Origin of the sequence: Bacteroides sp., from assembly GCF_030151085.1 — a bacterium.
In the GTDB taxonomy this organism is placed as follows: domain Bacteria; phylum Bacteroidota; class Bacteroidia; order Bacteroidales; family Bacteroidaceae; genus Bacteroides.
The window spans coordinates 90,090-110,980 of sequence record NZ_JASLER010000034.1; the positions used below are offsets into that span (position 1 = coordinate 90,090).

The following is a 20,891-nucleotide window of genomic DNA, read 5'->3' on the forward strand; positions in this document are numbered from 1 at the left end:
ACCTAATTTTTTGCACTATCTTTGTAGCAGAGTTTGGATTACGTATTTTTATCGCATAGTTCTTCTTATTATAAAGCAGGTCCTTTACAAGAAATTACCTCCTCACTCCAACATTAATATTTATTTAAATAAAAAGTAAAAATGAACATTTACATTTCAGGTTTAAGTTATAACACCACTGAGGCTGACTTAAACGATTTATTTTCAGAGTACGGAGAAATTTCTTCTGCTAAGGTAATTATGGACAGAGAAACCGGAAGATCTAGAGGATTTGCTTTTGTAGAAATGCCCGATGATGCAGCTGCTCAGAAAGCTATTGACGAACTTAATGGTGCAGAATTTGACCATAAGACTATCGCTGTAAACGTTGCACGTCCTAGAGAAGAAAGACCTCGCAACGGTGGTGGTTACAACCGTGGTGGTGGTGACAGAAGAGGCGGTAACGGCGGCGGTTACAATTCAAGAAGATATTAATATTATATATCTACATAAAAAAGCAGGAGACTCCGAAAAGTTTCCTGTTTTTTTTATGACTCTATTTATCGTCTATCATTCTATTTGCCATCCCCCACCCAAAGCCTTATAGACATTTACTACAGCAATAAGTTCGTCACGAATAGCATTACTCACTCCAATCTGAGCATCGAAATACCCACGTTGTGCATCGAGCACATCCATATAATTGATAACCCCATTGATATATTGCAACTGGGCCAAATCTACATAACTTTTGGCAGATCGCTCCAATTTTGTGCGCAACTGATAGACTTCTTTGATTTTATTGAAATCCACAATCGCATTCTTAGCTTCCTTAAAAGCTTTCAATACCGTCTTCTCATAACTATAAACTTCGGCTTCGTATGATGCCTTTTGCGCTTTTAGAGCGGCTCGATTCTTTCCCCATCCAAATAGTGGAGCAAGCATAGCACCACTCAACAAGGAATAGGGCGATTGCAGGAAGTTGGACAGACCATCACTCTCCAATCCAAACTGACCGGTTAGAGCCAAACGGGGAAACATATTAGTATAGGCGACTTTCACACGAGCATGTTCTGCCCTTAGTTGTTGCTCTGCAGCCCGGATATCAGGACGCCGTTCCAGTAAATCAGAAGAGAGTCCGACTGGTAAAGATTCCGGCACATTGAGTTCTTGCAAAAAACGACTACGAGCAATCCGGGTAGGAAATTCTCCGGCAAGAAAAGCTATATCATTTTCTTTTATGGAGATACGTCTTTCCAAATCCGGCACAAGTGTAGCTGTACGAGCTAACTCCACCTGTGCTTGCTGATAGGAAGTCTCGGAAGTCAATCCACCTTCAAAACGAATACGTGCCAAACGCACACCTTCTTCACGAGCCTTCTGTGTCTGACGTACAATTTCTAATTCTGTATCAAGAGCTACCAATTCATAATAAGCCTGGGCTACCTCAGCAACAATCGTCATACGTAAGGCACGTTGTGCCTCAACACTTTGCAAATACTCGGCTACTGATGCCACCTTCTTCCATCGCAGATTCCCCCAAAGATCAAGTTCCCAGGAGAGAAGAGCTTTAGCTTCGTATGTATTTCCAACATCACGGTTATGTCCACCATAATTTTCTACTTCACGTTCGGCAGTTATTTCACCATTGAGTTGAGGTAACAGATTGGCAACACTAATGCGCTTCTGTGCAGCCATCTCTTTGACGCGAGCAGCTGCAATAAGCATATCTTTATTATATTCCAAAGCCTGGTCAATCAAGCTACGCAAAGTATTGTCAGTATATACGGACTGCCATTGCCGATCGGCAATGCTTGCACTATCTTGCTCGTGTACCAAGCTATCCGGAAGTGTCATTACCGGACGGACATAACTCTTACCTACTTTGCAGGAGGCAAATATCAACACGCTCAATAGTAAGTATATGTATATTCTATATTTTCTCATAAATCATCTTTTTTTTAAGTCAATCAATCTTTCTTGATCTTTTGTTGCACCTTTGCTTTCGTCTTATAAATCATCACGAAGAAGAACGGCACAAGTACAATACCAAAAACAATAGCAAATATCATTCCGAAGAATACACCTGTCCCAATAGCCTGGCGACTGGCAGAACCCGGTCCACTAGCCAACACCATTGGTAGCATACCCAAAACAAAAGCCAAAGACGTCATTAAGATAGGACGAAAGCGAAGTTGAGCTGCATGAATTGCAGACTGTACCAAATCTCCTCCCGCATCAACCTGAACTTTAGCAAATTCTACGATTAATATTGCGTTCTTTGCCGCCAATCCCACTAACATAACCAAACCAATCTGAAAATAGATATCATTCTCCAAGCCACAAATCGCAACACCCAAATATGCCCCCAAAGCAGCAATCGGTAAAGAAAGCAATACAGCAACAGGAACTGTCCAACTTTCATATTGTGCAGCCAGAAAAAGGAAAACAAAGAGAAATACTAATGTAAGCACCAAACCTGTTTGACCACCGGCTTTCTGCTCCTGATAAGAAAGACCACTCCATTCCAAACCTATATTATCGGGTAAGTGGTCTTGTGCAATTTTCTCCATTATTTCCATAGCTTGCCCAGAACTGTAACCTTGTGCAGCCGATCCCCGGATTACAGCAGTAGTAAACATATTAAAGCGCTTGATACTACCCGGTCCTGTAGTATAAGAAGCATTACCCAGAGATGTCAATGGCACCATAGCCCCATTAGACGCTTTTACAAAGAATAAATTAATATTATCCTTGTGTTCCCGATAGGGAGCCTCCGCTTGGATATACACCTTATATATACGATTAAACATATTGAAATCGTTTACATATACCGAACCTGTATAAGCTTTCATAGTAGAGAATACATCCGCCAAAGGTACTCCGAGCATCTTCACCTTATCACGATCCACATCGAAATAGAGTTGTGGAATTTCCGATTGTAACGATGAAGAAAGACCCGCCAACTGTTTATCTCTTTGAGCATAGTACATCAATGTATCTGCCGCCTGTACCAAGTCATCCAAAGTTGCGTCACCGCGTGCCTCAAGCTGTAACTCAAAGCCACCCGACGTACCTAAACCCGGAATCACAGGCGGAGTGGAAAGATAAACTTTACATTCAGGATATTCCTTCAAATCTCTTTCTACATTCGACATAATTTTATTAATCGAAGTTCCTTTACGTTCTTCCCAGGGTTTCAGGATAACAGTCAGTTCGCTACGTGCCTGGTTGCTACCTACACGTGGACTACTACCCGTTACATTCTGTATATATGCTACGTATGGATTCTTTTCCAAGTACTTCACCGCACGATCAGTTACGGCACGAGTACGTTCCAAAGTTGCACCTTCCGGTAATTCCAATTCTATTTTGAAATACCCCTGATCTTCTGTCGGCAGGAAACTGGTAGGTACCATCCGATGAATAATGAAAATAGCCACCAACACCAAGCCGAAAGTACTCATCAGTCGCTTCGGGTTCTTGATTACCCGGCTAATAACACCGATATATTTATGATTTCCGATATTCAGCCATTCATTGATTTTTCGGAAAACAATGTTTTTCTTCTTTCCGCTATCTGGTTTTAGGATAAGTGAACACATCACAGGACTGAGCGTCAAAGCTACTACCGTAGATAGCAAAACGGAAACCGCAATTGTAATAGTAAACTGACGATAAAGTTGTCCGGTAATTCCGCTCAGGAAACTAACCGGAACAAATACGGCGCAAAGCACCAATGATGTAGCAATCAGAGCACTTGCCAGCCCGGTCATTGCCTTCTTGGTAGCTTCGTATGGAGATAGTTTTTCCGTCTCCATTAAATGTTCCACATTTTCTACTACAACAATGGCATCATCCACTACAATACCAATAGCCAGAATTAGACCTAGTAGCGTCAGTATATTTAATGAGAAACCGAAAATAAGCATGAAACCAAATGTACCGATCAGAGAAATAGGTACTGCTACAATTGGTATCAAAGTAGCCCGCCAGCTTTGTAAAGATAGGAATACCACCAATACCACTAATATCAATGCTTCAAACAAAGTTTTATATACTTCATGAATAGATTCAGAAATATAAGTAGTCATATCGAATGGTATCTCATAACTCATACCTTCGGGAAAACTGGCACTGATTTCTTTCATAGCCTCCTTTACATTCTTCGCCACTTCCATCGCATTGGCACCGGGAAGCATATAGATACCAAGAACAGCAGCATTCTCTCCATTAATGCCGCTCTCAGTGCTATACGATGAAGCTTCGAGTGACACACGGGCAACATCACGCAAGCGAATAATAGACCCATTAGAGTTCGCACGTACCACAATATCCTCAAACTGGCTCACAGAACTCAGACGTCCTTGTGTAGTAATAGGAATGGTAATATCCAGTCCTGTTACCGGTTGTTGCCCTAAGACACCGGCAGCAGATTCACGATTTTGATCCTTCAAAGCATTCTGCAAATCCTGAACAGTCAACCCGAAATTTGCCAGCTTATCAGGCATCGCCCAAATCTGCATGGCATAGTAACGGCTACCAATATTAGAAACCCGTCCTACACCAGGAATTCGACGTAATAAATCAAGTACATTGATTGTTGCAAAATTACTTAAATATATTTCATCAAACTTTGGATCATTGGAAGTCAGACAGAGAGTCATCAACTGACTGGGTGCCTGCTTTTCCACCGATATACCGTTTTGAATAACTTCGGCAGGTAAACGGCTTTCTGCCAACTTTACGCGATTCTGTATTTCCACCGCTGCCAGAGCAGGATCGGCAGACACATCAAAAGTCACCGTAGCAGAAAAGCCTCCGGAATTGGAACTATTCGATTCCAAATACAGCATACCCGGAGTACCATTGATTTCTTGCTCAATAGGAGTTGCTACCGCTTGCGAAACAGTCAATGCACTTGCTCCCGGATAAGACGCACTGATTTTCACTACCGGAGGTGTTATTTGGGGATATTGATCTACAGGTAGCATTGTCAAACCAATGATACCGACGATAACAATCACAATCGATATCACCGCAGAAAACACCGGGCGATCTATAAAGAAACTTACTTTCATAATGTCATTACTTTGAGGGTTTGTTATCCTTTGCCTTATTCTCAGAAGAAACGCGCTTATTCAAGGAATCGGTCTGCTGATCTTCTTCCTTATCAAGAACTGCGGCTTGAGGACGTACTTTCATCCCCGGCGTCAACTTATGAAAACCTTCTGTCACCACTTGCTCTCCAGCAACCAAACCGCGTTCAACGACCCAATTATTTCCAAATTCGGGTCCTAGTTCAATAAAACGTTTTTCAACAATAGAATCACGGCGCATCACAAAAATATATGCCCCTCCCTTCTCAATAGTAACCGCTTTTTGAGGAACAGCAACAGCTCCCTCACGTACATCCAACAACAATTTCACTTTTGTAAATTGCCCAGGTAACAAAACCCGATTAGGATTCGGCATTTCAGCACGTACAGAGAACGTTCCTGTTTGCGGGTCAACCTGAGGTTCCGCAAAATCCACATAACCCTTATAAGGATAAACAGTATTATCAGCCAGAGTGATCGTTATATTCGGTTGCCAGGAACGTGTGGAGTCCTGACGACCTATTTCAATATTACGCTCCTTACTTTTCAGATAATCCAAACCGGTCATACTGAAATCTACCAGTACGGTATCACTTTTAACGACTGTAGCCAATAAGGACTTTCCTCCCGGTCCTACTAAAGTGCCTAAATCCACATTTCTTTCACTAATATGTCCCGACAATGGTGAGCGAACCAGCGTATAACCTAGTTCCAACTCTGCCTGATCCAAATCCGCCTGACTCATGGCAACCGAAGCTTCCGCCGTTTCGTATGCAGCCTGTGCATTATCCAAGTCCAGTTGACTGGCGGCATTCTGAGCATACAGCGGGCGAATGCGTTCCAAATCACGTTTTGCTTTCAGAGCCTGTGCTTCGTCTTTCTTCAACTGTGCACGAGCCTTATCAGCTTTAGCGCTGTACTGATCACGGTTAATCACAAATAAAACCTGATTCTTGTTAACATACTTACCTTCTGCAAAAAGCATACTTTCCAAATATCCTTCTACACGTGCACGCACTTCAACAAACTGTTGCGCACGAATACGTCCCACATACTCACCATATATTTCAACATCTCCTTTTTCAGCAGGTGCTATGATAACTGTAGGTGGTTCCGGCTGAACCTTTTTCGGCCAAGTAAAAATGATATAACCTGCCAATAACACGATCATGCAGGAAATCATTATTATTAATCTTTTTCTCTTTAATCTGAACTCTCTTTTCGTAAAAAATAGTCTCATGCTTGTCTGTTTAATAAATTTAACCCTGTATTCAATACCTATAAAAACAAATCCGATGCCAAACTTCTACAATACAGTCTATATTTTGCAGTAAACCACTGATTATCAAAACACAAAAGTACTATCAAATAAATATTCCATTCTTCTATCCTACACTCAATTTGTAGAATAAGTCTACAGCTGTAGAACATTTCCACAATCTCCCTCTGGAATTAAAAACACATAAAATACCATTATTCCTCTTCATTCATTAATAAAAACATTATCTTTACCGAAAATAATTCAGATTATTCACTTAAAACGTAAAGATTATGGCAAGTAGAAGAACTTTAAAAAAGAATATAAATTATATCGCAGGCGAACTTTTTACAGAATGTATGGTACACAATCTATATGTACCTGGAACAGACAAACAGAAAGCTGATGAGTTGTTAGGTGTGATCTTGAACATGCAAGATGAATTTATTAGCCGCATCAGCCATACAGAACCCGGTAATGTAAAAGGTTTCTACAAAAAATTACGCGTTGACTTCAATGCAAAAGTTGACGAAATTATTGACGCAATGGGCAAATTGAAATAAGGATGAAGAAAACCATCTATAGCTTTATTTATTATCGCCTGTTAGGCTGGAAGACCAATGTGACGGTACCAAACTATGATAAATGCATTGTTTGTGCAGCACCACATACATCTAACTTGGATTTATTCATCGGTAAACTATATTATGGCGCTATTGGTCGTAAAACCAGTTTTATGATGAAGAAAGAATGGTTCTTTTTTCCTTTAGGACTTTTGTTCAAAGCAGTTGGCGGCATTCCTGTAGATAGAGGACGTAAATCGTCATTGGTAGACCAAATGGCACAAAAGTTTGCAACAAGCAAGCATTTTCATTTGGCTATCACTCCCGAAGGAACTCGTAAAGCAAACCCTAACTGGAAAAAAGGCTTCTATCACATTGCACTTAAAGCACAAGTGCCTATTGTATTAGTCGGTATTGATTATCCTACGAAAACAGTCAGTTGCACCAAGGCTATAATGCCTAGTGGAGATATGGAGAAGGATATGCGCGAGATAAAGCTCTATTACAAAGATTTCAGAGGTAAACATCCCGAAAATTTCTCTATCGGAAATATATAATTACCATGTCCCCACTAAGTATCAGTATCCTGCAAACGGATATTGCTTGGGAAAATAAACAAGACAATCTCCGTCGTCTTCACGAAAAGTTAGAAACACTTCGTGGAGCGACGGAGATTGTTGTTTTACCGGAAACATTTTCTACCGGATTCACTATGAATACCGATAACCTAGCAGAACCAGTGACCGGAAAGACAATAACAACACTACGTCAATGGGCAGCGGAATATCAAGTAGCCATTGCAGGAAGCTACATCGCTTACGAAAAAGATACAACGTCCACCCAATGTACTTCGTATTATAATCGTGCTTTTTTTCTCACGCCCGAAGGTGATGCCTACTATTACGATAAACGCCATCTCTTTCGTATGGGTAAAGAATCAGAGCATTTCATTGCCGGTAACAGTCGCCCTATCATCTCATATCGAGGATGGAATATTCTATTGCTGGTCTGCTATGATCTCCGTTTCCCGGTTTGGAGTCGTAACGTGAATAATGAATATGATCTAATGATTTATGTTGCTAGTTGGCCTATTCCCAGGCGAAAAGTTTGGGATATTTTGCTTCAAGCGCGCGCATTAGAGAACATAAGTTATGTCTGCGGGGTTAATCGCATTGGTACAGATGGCAATAATCAATCCTATAATGGAGGCAGTGTTATCTACTCTCATAAAGGAGATCTTTTGACCAGCATACCCGACAATGAAGAAGGAGCTGCTACAGCTATTCTTGAGCTTTCGTCATTAAGAGAGTTCAGAAAGAAATTTCCGGTATGGAAAGATGCAGACTCTTTTTCAATTGAATTTTGAGAATCTATTGTTCTTAACTCGTTATTTGTAATTCATAATTCTTATCTTATGGAACGAACTGAAATTAAATGTCGTATAGCAGATAAGCTATTCTATCTTTTACTACTTGTCAGTGTTTTGTCCTCTTGCAAAAGCACTCCCAAAGATATTATCCCCTCTGCAGAATATGCCCCATACATAAGCGCATATACAGGTGGAGTAATCTCACAAAACTCAAGTATACGCATTGAACTGGCACAAGACCAGCCGATGGTAGATTTGAACAATGAATTAAAAGATAACCCTTTCAGTTTTTCACCATCCTTGAAAGGAAAGGCTTATTGGATTAGCAATAACACTATTGAATTCGTTCCGGAAGAAGGAACTCTGAAACCTGGAAAATTTTATGAAGCAACCTTTCAATTAGGAGACTTTGTCGAAGTAGATAGTCGCTTAAAAGAGTTCAATTTTTCTTTTCGGGTGCAGGAACGTAACTTCACCTTGCTTACCGAACCCATCACAGTGACTGCTACCCAACCTGATGTAGTCAATGTGAAAGGAGAATTACGTTTCAGTGATACAGTGAAGAAAGAAGAAGTGGAAAAAATTCTTTCAGCTTATGGCAATGGAAAGAAAATCACAGTTAGCATCACTGCTACGGATAACCCTACCCGATACCAATATGATATAAATAGTATTCCTCGAGAAGCCGAAGACTATTCTTTAAAAATAACCGCCAACGGTTCGCCAGCTGGCATAGACCTACAACAAGAGGAAGAAATACTGATTCCTGCCAAGAATAAATTTCAGTTACTTTCAGCCAAACGCATAGATCAACCTGAAAACGGAATTGAAATTGTATTTTCTAATCCTATTTCAGTAACACAGGATTTAAAAGGATTAATTGAAATTCCGGAAATATCTTCTTCCATATTTCAGATAAAAGACAATAAAGTATATATCTATTTTGAAACAAACCAACTAGATAAACTTACCCTAAAGATAGACGAAGGAGTTAAGGACTATAAAGATAAATCACTTGATAAATCACATTCCATCTCTTTCAGTGAACTTAATCTGAAACCGGCAGTAGAAATGGCAACGACTGCTGCTATATTGCCGGATTCCAAAAGTTTGATTATCCCCTTCCGCGCCGTTAATTTGTATGCTGTAGACTTAAATATCATTCGTATTTATGAAAATAATGTATTGATGTTTATGCAAACTAACACACTTTCATCCGCTAATGAATTACGCCGTTCGGGAAGATTAGTCTATAAGAATACACTATGGTTAAGCAAAGATAGTTCCAAAGATGTTCATCGGTGGGAAGACTATTCAATAGACCTTGCCGGACTGATTCGTCAGGAACCCGGAGCCATTTATCGTGTTATCCTCTCATTCCGTCAGGAATATTCAGCTTATCCCTGTGGCGGAGCAGAAAATCAGAACATGAAGTTTGCAGATAATTCTGCCGCCAACGAACTTACCAAAGTAGGTGGAGGCACCCTATCAGAAGACGAAGAGAGCGATTGGGACACCCCACAAAGCTATTTTTATTATAATGGTGGAGTAGAAATGGATTGGAGTCAATACGATTGGAGAGAACGCAACAATCCATGCCATCCTTCCTATTATATGGATTCTGACAGAGCAGCTGCCTGCAATGTATTAGCATCGAACATAGGAATGATTGTGAAGCGGAACTCTTTAAATAAGTTATGGATTGCCGTAAGTAATATGTTGGATACTACACCGATCAGTAAAGCTAAACTAACTGTCTATAACTTCCAGTTGCAACCCATTGGCACCGGAGAAACAAATGGCGAAGGATTTGCGGAAATCACTCCGAAAAGTGTTCCATTCATTGTTGTAGCCGAATCGGATAAACAAAAAGCATACGTCCGTGTAGTAGATGGCGAAGAACAATCTGTCAGTCGCTTCGACGTAGGCGGTAAAGAAATTCAGAAAGGACTGAAAGGCTTTATCTATGGCGAAAGAGGCGTATGGAGACCGGGAGATACATTGCACATCACTTTCATCCTCGAAGATCGTGAGAAAAGAATACCCGACAAACACCCGGTAGCATTGGAAATATATAATCCAAGAGGCCAATTTTATACTAAAATGATCTCAACGCAGGGTTTGAACGGATTCTATACATTCAATGTAGCCACACAACCCGATGCCCCGACCGGATTGTGGAATGCCTATATCAAAGTAGGTGGCACCTCATTCCACAAAAGTCTGCGTATTGAGACCGTAAAACCGAACCGTCTAAAGATAAACTTAAGATTACCACAGAATATTATACAAGCTTCCGAGAAAGAGGTTCCCGTCACATTATCATCTGCCTGGTTGACGGGAGCTACTGCTTCACGCCTCCAAGCCAAAGTAGAAATGTCTCTATCTAAAGTCAATACACAATTTAAAAATTTCGGGCAATATATATTCAACGACCCTGCTACGGAATTTACAACCATCAAGAACGACGTATTCAGCGGGACACTGGATAGTGAAGGCAAAACAGCTTTTATGCTGAAACTTCCTACTGCTACAAATGCACCGGGTATGTTAAATGCCACACTAACCACCCGAGTGTTCGAACCCGGCGGAGATGCCAGCATCTTCACCCAAAGTGTGCCTTTCTCTCCCTTCTCGTCATACGTCGGCATCAATTTGAATCAACCGAAAGGTAAATATATTGAAACAGACAAAGAGCATCGTTTTGATGTTGTCACAGTAGATGCCAAAGGACAACTGGTTAATCGTTCCAACCTAGAATACAAGATTTACCGCATTGATTGGAGTTGGTGGTGGGAAGAACGGGAAGAATCGTTCGGTACATACGTCAACAGTAGTTCCATAACTCCCGTTGCCAGTGGAAATCTACAAACTTCTGGCGGAAAAGCAAGCTTCAAATTCAGAATAGACTATCCTGCCTGGGGACGCTATCTGATCTATGTTAAAGATAGAGAGAGCGGTCATGCCACCGGAGGTACTGTTTACATAGACTGGCCGGAATGGCGTGGACGCTCAAGCAAAACAGATCCCAGTGGCATAAAGATGCTTGCTTTCTCACTCGATAAAGATTCTTACGAGATTGGCGAAACCGCAACAGCCATCATTCCGGCTGCCGCAGGAGGACGTGCACTCGTTTCTTTAGAGAATGGTTCAACAGTGCTACAACGCGAATGGATTGAAATCAACAATCAAGGAGATACAAAGTATTCATTCAAAATAACTCCGGAAATGGCCCCGAATGTATATTTACATATCAGCCTGATACAACCTTACGCTCAAACGGTAAATGATTTGCCGATTCGTATGTATGGAGTTGTCCCGGTTTTAGTAACCGACAAACAAACCATTCTGCAACCTCAAATCAATATGCCGGAAGTATTGCGACCGGAAACAAACTTCAATGTAACCATTAGCGAAAAGAACGGTAAACCCATTACTTATACTTTGGCTATTGTAGATGACGGTTTGCTTGATCTCACCAACTTTAAGACGCCCAACCCTTGGAACGATTTCTATGCGCGTGAAGCATTAGGCATCCGCACTTGGGATATGTATGACGACGTATTAGGTGCTTCGACAGGACGCTACGCATCTCTGTTCAGTACAGGAGGCGATGAAATGCTGAAACCTGCCGATGCCAAAGCAAACCGCTTCAAACCGGTAGTGAAGTTTATCGGACCATTCTATTTAGGTAAAGGAAAGCAGCAGACCCATACCCTGAAACTACCTATGTACATAGGTTCTGTACGCACCATGGTAGTGGCAGGTCAAGCCGGAGCCTACGGAGAAGCCGAAAAAACATCCTTCGTACGCACCCCTTTAATGCTACTTTCAACCCTTCCCCGCGTCCTCAGCACACAAGAGGAGATAGCTGTACCGGTTAATATCTTCGCAATGGAGAAAGAGGTGAAAAATGCAACAATATCTATCCAGACTACCGGTGGTGGTGTACAGATAGTAGGTAATACCCAGCAATCCGTCACATTCAGCCAACCCGGAGACCAACTTGTATTCTTCAAAATAAAAACAGGTAGTAAAACAGGAAAAGCCACTATCCATTTTACAGCTACCGGAGGAGGACAACAAACCAAGGAAACCATTGAAATAGAAGTTCGTAATCCGAATCCTGCCGTAACACTATGCAACAGTCAATGGGTAGAAACAGGAAAGAGTGTCACCCTTCCCTATTCATTACAAGGTGCTTCCACTGCCAACAGTAATGTACGCTTGGAAGTTTCGCGCATACCTTCTGTAGACATCAGTCGCCGATTCGACTTCCTCTATAATTATCAACATAACTGTACGGAGCAGCTGACTTCCAAAGCATTACCATTGTTGTTTGTCAGCCAATTCAAAGCAGTTGATGAACAGGAAGCCGAAAAGATAAAAGCGAATGTACAGGAAGGAATCCGTCAACTTTATGCCCGCCAGCTTCCCAACGGAGGATTTGTTTACTGGCCGGGAAATGCCGTAGCCGATGAATGGATTACGTCTTACGCAGGTATGTTCCTCGCTCTGGCTCAAGAAAAAGGATATGCAGTCAATCAGAATGTATTAAGTAAATGGAAGCATTTCCAACGTGCAGCTGCCCAAAATTGGCGGATGCCTCAACAGGAAAGTAGCTGGATACAATGGCAATCGGATTTGCAACAAGCATTCAGGCTTTATACCTTGGCGCTGGCAGGTGCTCCCGAATATGGAGCCATGAACCGTATGAAGGAACAATCCGGATTATCCATACAAGCTAAATGGAGACTGGCAGCAGCTTACGCTCTAACTGGTAAGACAAAGCCTGCCGGCGAATTGATATACAATGTCGAAACAACAATTACGCCCTACTCCTCTCAGAACTTTATTTACGGTTCATCCGACCGTGATGAAGCAATGATCCTGGAAACTCTGCTTTTGATGAATCGTGAACAAGCTGCCTTGCAACAAGCCAAAAAAGTTTCACACAATCTTTCTCAGGAAAGTTGGTTCAGTACACAGTCCACAGCATTCGCTTTAATGGCAATGGGACGGTTGGCAGAGAAACTTTCCGGTACGTTAGATTTCTCCTGGAGTTGGAATGGCAAACCACAACCGGTAGTTAAATCAGCAAAAGCCGTATTCGAAAAAGAATTGTCGCCTACACCGAATATAGGTAATGTGTCGCTGAAGAATCAAGGAAAGGGAGCATTAAATGTAGACCTCATTACACGTATACAATTATTAAATGACACACTTCCTGCTATGAATAATAATCTCCGGCTGGATGTGAGATATACGGACATAAACGGTACTCCTATTTCCATAGAAGATATCAAGCAAGGCACAGACTTCTTGGCAACCATTGTAGTAGGAAATATCAGTGGTACCACTGATTATAGCAACTTGGCATTGACACATATCATACCTTCCGGTTGGGAGATATCCAATGAACGGTTGAATACACCTGCTGAGTCTACCCCTAGCCGTAACTATACCTATCAGGATATACGTGACGACCGTGTATTGACTTACTTCGACTTGCAGCGCGGTGAATCAAAGAAATTCATTATAAGGTTGCAAGCTACCTATGCTGGTAACTTCGTTTTGCCGGCCATTCAGTGCGAAGCCATGTATGACGGTTCGGCACAAGCACGGACAAAAGCGGGAAGAACAAAGGTTAATAGATAGATGATAAAACAACCGTTTTTATCCGTGTAATCCGTACCTAAAAAGATAGAAGTATTTAGCTAATTACTGCGTTTTTCGTCCCGCTTCGTGCTCTAAGAAGGCATAAAGCGGGACTTTTTTTTACACATTTCCGTCCTCTTCATCTACTTTGATAGCGGCCTATTGGGGTACTTTGACCTGTAACAAGCGAAAAAGCCGCTTGTACCACTTTCATTTTCAACCAATTGTAATTTGCCTATAATTTTGCCTATACCTGTTTTGCATGACTTATCATACATAAACATTAATTTAGCGACTGTTTAAAGTACATTTTCTTTTATTTATTATAGACAAGCATGAATTTGACTAATGACATCATCGGACTACTTATCTTGATTGCGTTTATTTGCATAGCCGTACTTTTTCGCTATGTTCTTATTTGGCGTCTCCAAGTTCGGAACAGTTTGGTCCGACTGGAGAAGGTAGAAGACGAAATACAGCGGCATCCCCTGACTTGCCCAGTCAAGGTAAAGGTAGAAAAGCTTGCCGAAAAACAGGCAGAAAAGGCAACTACTGAGCGGATTTTGCAGAGTACGCAAAGTCTGCAAAAACGCCTGTTTACCTACGAAGAGGAAGAGGATTTCCGCAAAACGTTTACCTTATCCTACCCCGTGATATTGCACCGCCTGCGCACCCTTTGCCCCAAGGTAACCCGCACTGACGAACAACTGTGCATACTCATTATTCTTAAACAGAACAACGAAGAAATAGCACGCATACTAGGCATCAGCCGTAGCAGTGTGTTGAAAAACCGATACCGGCTGCGCGTCAAGCTCAATCTGCCCGAAGGCATTGACCTGGATGCCGAAATACGACGGTTGCTTGGCGATAAAGAAGAATGAAAAACATTCTATCATCTAAACACTAAGTAAACTAACAAACAAGCAAACTAACAAACAAATAAGTATATCGTATGAAAACTAGAAGCCTCTGCAAGAGCATCGCCCTCCTCGCCCTGATCACCTCGTGCGCCACCGAAGAGCTGACCACCCCCACACCGGGGCAGCAAGTTACCATCACCGCCACCCTGCCCGGCAGCGGCAACGACACCGACAAGCCCGGCACACGCATGGGCTACACTGAAAACACCGATGCCACAGTGGGCGGGCTGCTAACCACTTGGGCAGAGAACGATGCGCTTAGCATTGTGCCGTTGAACGGATCTAACGCTCCGGTAGGCGAAGCACGAACCTTCATCCTCGATAAGACTTCTCTCGACGCATCTGCCGACAAGAGCAAAGGCACCTTCAAAGGCACGGCACCCGATAAAGGCGACAAATATCGCATATACCACCCCACAAGCATCACTACGATCGCCCTGTTCGATGACTTCTCCTACGCCGAGCCGATGCAGGTGCAAACGGGCAACGACAAACGGGAGCACCTCACCGCCTATCACGCAATGGCACTTTCTACAACCGACTACACTACGATTAACTTCAGCGGAACGGGCTTCTCGCAGTCCTCGTGCATGAAGTTCGTCCTCACCCCCGGCGTAGCCATCACCCCGGTGAAGATTACCCTTGCCACGGCAGATGGTATCGAGCACTTCTACAACACCAACACAGGCTCTGATCCCACCGTCAGTCTGTCGATGGAGCTAAGCGGCTTCGGCGAAATCGCTGCCGGCACCCCAATCACCGCCTATATGATGATGAGCTGCCAGGAAGTAATCCTGCCCGAAACCGGCATCACCGTAACCGTAGATGCCGAAGATGGCAGCAGCTACACCCAAACCATCCTTACACCGAAGGTAGAGGGAAAAGACGTAACCCTCAAAGGCGGCAAGATTCACACCATCACCGCCAGCCGGATGACGAAGTTAGAGCCTGCAAGCATGACCTTCAAGGTGAAGGTAACCGCCGCCGACAATACCTTTAGCATCCCCTTCCCCATATACGGAGCAACCCCTGCCAATATGACCGTGACTTGGGAAGAGGGAGGCAAAGCAGTAGAGATACTGGCAGGCACAACGCTTACCGACAAAGCCGAAGATGATTTCAACCACACCTACTACAATGCCGACCCTAACGGCACCGAGTACACCATCACCATCACCTCCGCACAAACCGATGGGGCGAAGCAGCAGATACCCGATTTCAACTTCTACAGCAATAGAAAAAACAACAGCAACCAGAAAAAGCTCATCAGCATGGACACCCCGCTGCTAAACACAGGGGCAACAAACTTCAACTTCTGCTTCAACGAGTGTGAAGCATTGAAAGAAATCCCCAAAGAGCTGTTCACTAACAACACAGGGGCAACAGGCTTCTTCAGCTGCTTCGGCAAGTGTGCGGCACTAACCACCATCCACGAAGCACTGTTCGCTAACAACCCGGAGGCAACGAACTTCGGCTACTGCTTCTACGAGTGTAAAGCATTGAAAGAAATCCCCGAAAAGCTGTTTGCTAACAACAAAAAGGCAAACAACTTCGGAGACTGCTTCAGCAGTTGCGCGGCACTAACCACCATCCCCGCAGCACTGTTCGCTAACAACCAGGAGGCAGAGAAATTCAGCTACTGCTTCTATTACTGCAAGGCATTGAAAGAAATCCCCGAAGCACTGTTCGCAAACAACACAAAGGTAAAGGACTTCAGCTACTGCTTCAACGGTTGCGAGGTACTAACCACCATCCCCGCAGCACTGTTCGCTAACAACCAGGAGGCAACGAACTTCAACTACTGCTTCTATTACTGCGCAGCATTGGGAGAAATCCCCGTAGCACTGTTCACTAACAACAAGGAGGCAACGAACTTCGAATACTGCTTCTCCTACTGCACGTCATTGGAAGAAATCCCCCAAGGGCTGTTCGACGAGAATACAAAGGCAGAGATATTCAGCAGCTGTTTCAGTAGTTGCAGCAACCTCGCCACCATTCCCGAAGGGCTGTTCGCCAACAACCCGGAGGCAACGGATTTCAGATACTGCTTCTACAGCTGCAACCATGCGAAGCTGAACGCCAAGATATTCAGCATGGACGGTAACAGCGAAGGTAATAAACGCTTCGAAGGCAAGGCGATGAAATTCGATTATTGCTTCAATAATACAGGCAGTAGCCTTACTGATGCCGATATCGTCGCCCCCCAGCTTTGGAAATACGCTACAGGCGCAGGCACAACCTGGACAATGGACGGGTGCTTCGCAGGCTGCAAAGCCAACAGCAGCAGCTGGACCAACATGAACACCGATGTCTGGGGCAGCCCCGCAAAATAGCAAAACAATCTCCATCGTAATATTAACCATTACAAAAATAACCATTATGGCAACAAATGACATTAAGTACACCCTCAACGGCCAGCTGACCGACAACACCGTGACCAAGGACGACAAGAACGATAAAATCCTCACCCTCGTCTCCGCCGGAAAAGCGGACCAACAACGCATCATCTCCGAGATTATGGCGCTGAACCCCGGCATGGAACGCGAAACGGTAGAAGCCATCATCAACCTCGAACATCGCGTGGTGCAGAAGCTCGTGCTCAGCGGGTTCCACGTCACCACGGGACTCTACCAAGCCGTGGCGCAGTGCACCGGCATCATCGAGAACAAAACCTGGAACCCGGAAACCAACACCGTCTACGCCTCCTTCATTCAAGGTGCCGACATGCGTGAGGCCATCCGCCAGACCCACATCAACATCATCGGCGAGAAGAGCAACGTCATGTACGTGGCAGGCACCCAAGACGTCTCCACCCGTGCCACCGACACCAGCGCCACGGCAGGAAGAAACTTCACCGTCACCGGTTCGCTGCTCAAAGTGGTGGGCACCGACCCTACGGTGGGCATCACCCTGACCAACTCCAGCGGCGTGGTAACCAAAGTGCCCGAGGATATGTGGGCAGTGAACGACCCCTCAAAGCTCACCTTCATCATCCCCGCAGGACTGACGAAAGGCGAGTACACCCTCACCCTCACCACCCAGTACAGCGGCAACAGCAAGATAATGCTCAAGACCCCCCGAAGCGTGACGCAGACCATCTACATAGGTCAGGCCCCCACAGGCGGTGGCGGAGAACCCAACCCGGACGATAATCCGCTAGGATAACCCCGTCCGCCTTTTTCCACCAACCGGAATAGCTCTATTCCAACTATCGGAACAGCTCTATTCCGACCGATGGAATAGCCCTATTCCGACAAGTGGAATAGCTCTATTCCGATAGACGGAACAGTCCTATTCCGGCAGGTGGAATAACCTCCCCCTGCATGTACAAGACAACAAATAGACAATATAATATCTAAAAAACAAAAACGTATGAATACTGAATTGAAAAAACAAGCCTACACGGCACCAAGTATAGAAGTGATTGAGATGGAAAACGAAGGCGCCGTAATGACCGCCAGCGCAACCGGCAGCCTCGGCGGCTTCGGCAAGGGCGAAACAATAGGCGGCACAAGCGGCACAAAAGCAAGAAGCTACAACAGCGCCGGCAGCAGTGACCTGGAGGACATGATTAACGATATCCTCACCGTAGAGAACTAATCAACCCATTGAGTAACAAACAAGCTAACAAGCAAATAGTATGAAAACTAGAAATATCTACAAGAGCATAGCCCTCATGGCCTTGGCACTGACAACAGCCGCCTGCCAAAACGAACTCAAAGAAGAGACCAACGAACCCCAACCGGGCGAGAAGATAACCATGACCATACGTGCCACGCAAGGCACAGCGCCACAGACACGCACCATCTACGAGGACAAGCTGGAAACAACCGGCATCGAGAAAGTACTAGTGAAGTGGAACGGTACATCGAAGGAGAAGATTAAGGTGTTTGGCTTTGCTGCCGGTGCCGATGCCCTGGGTACTACTCCCAGCACGTTCACTAGCACACCAAGTACTATCAGCACCGACGGCAGCAGCATCGACTTCATAGGAGAAATTGGGACTTATGGCGATTACCTGGCTATATATCCTACTGGTGGCACTGCACCTGATGGTGGCTTCCTCACCTCATTTAGGGGCCAATCACAGGACTGTGCTAATCCGATGGCACATCTCAAAGACTACGACCTCATGGTGGGAACTCCTGCAACAACGGGCAAGTACGATAATTTCACCTTCGAACATAAAGCCACGATGCTGCGTTTCGATCTCAAACTGCCTACTGAAGAGGTAATCACCATGGTGAGCCTCTCTTCCACTCAGCAGCTGTACTACACTATGTTCACAAGTATCGCCGGGGGCGCTCCGCAATGCCAGGCAGACGATAATGTAGGGTCGGAAACAGAAAGTATCGACCTTTTCATCAACCATCATTCCTCTTCCAAAGAGCTGAAAGCCTACATGATGATGCCTCCTCCCCTCGCTGATCAAACCGGTGCCGCCACCCTCACCGTCACCGTCAGCACCCAGAGCGGTGCTAGCTACAAAGGCAAGCTGAATCTGGCAGACTACCAAATCCTGAAAGCCGGCTTCTGCCACACCCTGGTACCCACGCTGACGCTTAACCCCACCATCACAGTGCCCACCATAACGGCAGGCGGATTAGGGAATGCCTTAAATAGTATTATCCCCGCAGCCGGTCAAACTGAACTGGTACTGAAAAGCAACGGCGCAATAAACTCCAACGACCACAACAACCTGAAAGTCTTCCTGCAATACAGTGGCACCAAAATCACCACCCTCGACCTCTCGGGCCTCAACTATCCCAACGAGACAGTAGTGAACCTCACTGGCTGCACCAATCTAAAAGAAGTAATACTACCCGTAGAAGCAACCGCCATTGGCGACGACGCCTTCTCAGGCTGCACCTCACTAGCCAAAGTGAGCCAAGCCGAACCTGCCACACTCACCCGTGCCAGCATATCCAGCCGCATGAAAACCATAGGAGCCCGTGCCTTCAAAGGCACCGCCATCGACGTAATGTATCTGCATGCCAACATCACCACCATAGGCGATAATGCCTTCACGGATTGCACCGCACTGAAAGCCCTTGTCTTCGAAGGCACTAAAACAGTAGGCACCACCGCTGCCGCCGACAAAATAGTAATAGGTGCCGACATCATAAGCGGCACAACACCTGCCACCCTTCAAGTCTTCTTGCCCAACATTAAAGAAGCCAATGCCGCCGCCTCTTCCTACCAAAAGAAACTGAGCAAGGACACCCACTACAACTACACAGGAACCGGTGATGCCGGTAAGCTGACAGTAGGCAACTACACAAAGCTACCCGACGACCCCGGCGCAACCGCTCCCGGTCTGCCCGGCGGCACCCAGCTAGGCGACACCCCGGCAAGCGGTGAGTAAGCATACCTCATTCACCCTTTAAACAGGAATATTTTGTGCATCACAGCAATGGTAAAGCGGAGTAACACCATAAATAACCAGCACATAGCTATGTTGTGATGCACAAAAACTCCCCGTGAGAAGTACAACAACTTCAAACATGAATGTATTATAAGCAATAGAACAATGAAAAAGAACCCAATCATTCTTATCATACTAGCCACCACCCTCGGCCTGGTCACCTCGTGTGCCACCGACGAACTGGTAAACCCCAATCCCGAAGGAACCACCCCCGGTGGCAGCGGGCAGCAAATAACCATCACCGCCAAGCTGGGCGACGCCAACAGCGCCAACACCCCCGGCACCCGCATGGGCTACGAACCCGACGACGCAGGCACAGGGCTGAAAACCAAGTGGGAAGCGGGCGACGCATTCAACATTGTGCCGTATAAATTCCAGGAGCTCCTCCACCAGACCTTCACCCTTCCTGAAGGTACCGACAACGGTGTTAGTGCCGGTGCCGGCACAGCCTCGGGCACCTTCACCGGCACGGCACCCGAAGTAGGCGCTACTTACAATGTATATCACCCCACCAGCATCACCAATAAAGATAAATTCGATGCCTTCTCCTACACCGGGCAGGTGCAAATGCTCAACGACAACCGGGATCACCTCACTGCCAAGCACTCCATACGCCTAAC

Annotated in this window: 13 protein-coding genes; 10 read left to right on the top strand and 3 right to left on the bottom strand. The window is 44.8% G+C overall.

The window, feature by feature from the left end; all coding sequences use genetic code 11:
- The first annotated feature begins 141 nt into the window (after window positions 1–141).
- Complete coding sequence (locus tag Q1W14_RS06130) at window positions 142–474, top strand: RNA-binding protein (RefSeq protein ID WP_300699945.1); 333 nt, start codon at window positions 142–144, stop codon at window positions 472–474.
- 75 nt (window positions 475–549) lie between these two features.
- Here the strand turns inward: Q1W14_RS06130 and Q1W14_RS06135 are convergent, their stop codons facing one another.
- Genes Q1W14_RS06135 through Q1W14_RS06145 form a run of 3 tightly spaced genes read right to left on the bottom strand, consistent with a single transcriptional unit; the run spans window position 550 to window position 6,318 of the window.
- Complete coding sequence (locus Q1W14_RS06135; RefSeq protein ID WP_300699946.1) at window positions 550–1,926, bottom strand: efflux transporter outer membrane subunit; 1,377 nt, start codon at window positions 1,924–1,926, stop codon at window positions 550–552.
- 23 nt (window positions 1,927–1,949) lie between these two features.
- Window positions 1,950–5,060: an efflux RND transporter permease subunit gene (locus tag Q1W14_RS06140; protein WP_300699948.1), complete on the bottom strand. Its 3,111-nt coding sequence runs from the start codon at window positions 5,058–5,060 to the stop codon at window positions 1,950–1,952.
- A 7-nt stretch (window positions 5,061–5,067) separates the two neighbouring features.
- Window positions 5,068–6,318, bottom strand: coding sequence for an efflux RND transporter periplasmic adaptor subunit (locus Q1W14_RS06145; RefSeq protein ID WP_300699950.1), 1,251 nt, complete (start codon window positions 6,316–6,318; stop codon window positions 5,068–5,070).
- 311 nt (window positions 6,319–6,629) lie between these two features.
- Here Q1W14_RS06145 and Q1W14_RS06150 point away from each other — a divergent pair, with 311 nt between their 5' ends.
- From Q1W14_RS06150 to Q1W14_RS06190, 9 genes are all read left to right on the top strand, one after another.
- Window positions 6,630–6,899, top strand: a complete 270-nt coding sequence (locus Q1W14_RS06150; protein WP_300699951.1) for a hypothetical protein — start codon at window positions 6,630–6,632, stop codon at window positions 6,897–6,899.
- A 2-nt stretch (window positions 6,900–6,901) separates the two neighbouring features.
- Entirely contained in the window at window positions 6,902–7,456 is a 555-nt protein-coding gene (locus Q1W14_RS06155) for a lysophospholipid acyltransferase family protein (protein ID WP_300699953.1), read from the top strand.
- A 5-nt stretch (window positions 7,457–7,461) separates the two neighbouring features.
- The gene (locus tag Q1W14_RS06160) at window positions 7,462–8,265 is read left to right on the top strand and encodes an amidohydrolase (protein WP_300699954.1); all 804 of its coding nucleotides are present in this window, start codon (window positions 7,462–7,464) and stop codon (window positions 8,263–8,265) included.
- 48 nt (window positions 8,266–8,313) lie between these two features.
- On the top strand, window positions 8,314–13,926 hold the full coding sequence (locus Q1W14_RS06165; protein WP_300699956.1) for an MG2 domain-containing protein: 5,613 nt from the start codon (window positions 8,314–8,316) through the stop codon (window positions 13,924–13,926).
- Window positions 13,927–14,261: 335 nt separating this feature from the next.
- Complete coding sequence (locus tag Q1W14_RS06170) at window positions 14,262–14,807, top strand: hypothetical protein (RefSeq protein WP_300699958.1); 546 nt, start codon at window positions 14,262–14,264, stop codon at window positions 14,805–14,807.
- A gap of 806 nt (window positions 14,808–15,613) precedes the next feature.
- On the top strand, window positions 15,614–17,179 hold the full coding sequence (locus tag Q1W14_RS06175; RefSeq protein ID WP_300699959.1) for a hypothetical protein: 1,566 nt from the start codon (window positions 15,614–15,616) through the stop codon (window positions 17,177–17,179).
- Window positions 17,180–17,225: 46 nt separating this feature from the next.
- Entirely contained in the window at window positions 17,226–18,011 is a 786-nt protein-coding gene (locus Q1W14_RS06180; RefSeq protein WP_300699961.1) for a DUF4469 domain-containing protein, read from the top strand.
- Between the two features lie 207 nt (window positions 18,012–18,218).
- Window positions 18,219–18,446: a hypothetical protein gene (locus Q1W14_RS06185; protein ID WP_300699962.1), complete on the top strand. Its 228-nt coding sequence runs from the start codon at window positions 18,219–18,221 to the stop codon at window positions 18,444–18,446.
- A 679-nt stretch (window positions 18,447–19,125) separates the two neighbouring features.
- Window positions 19,126–20,211 (top strand): leucine-rich repeat domain-containing protein, encoded by a 1,086-nt coding sequence (locus tag Q1W14_RS06190; protein ID WP_300699963.1) that lies wholly within the window; start codon window positions 19,126–19,128, stop codon window positions 20,209–20,211.
- The last annotated feature ends 680 nt before the right edge of the window (window positions 20,212–20,891 follow it).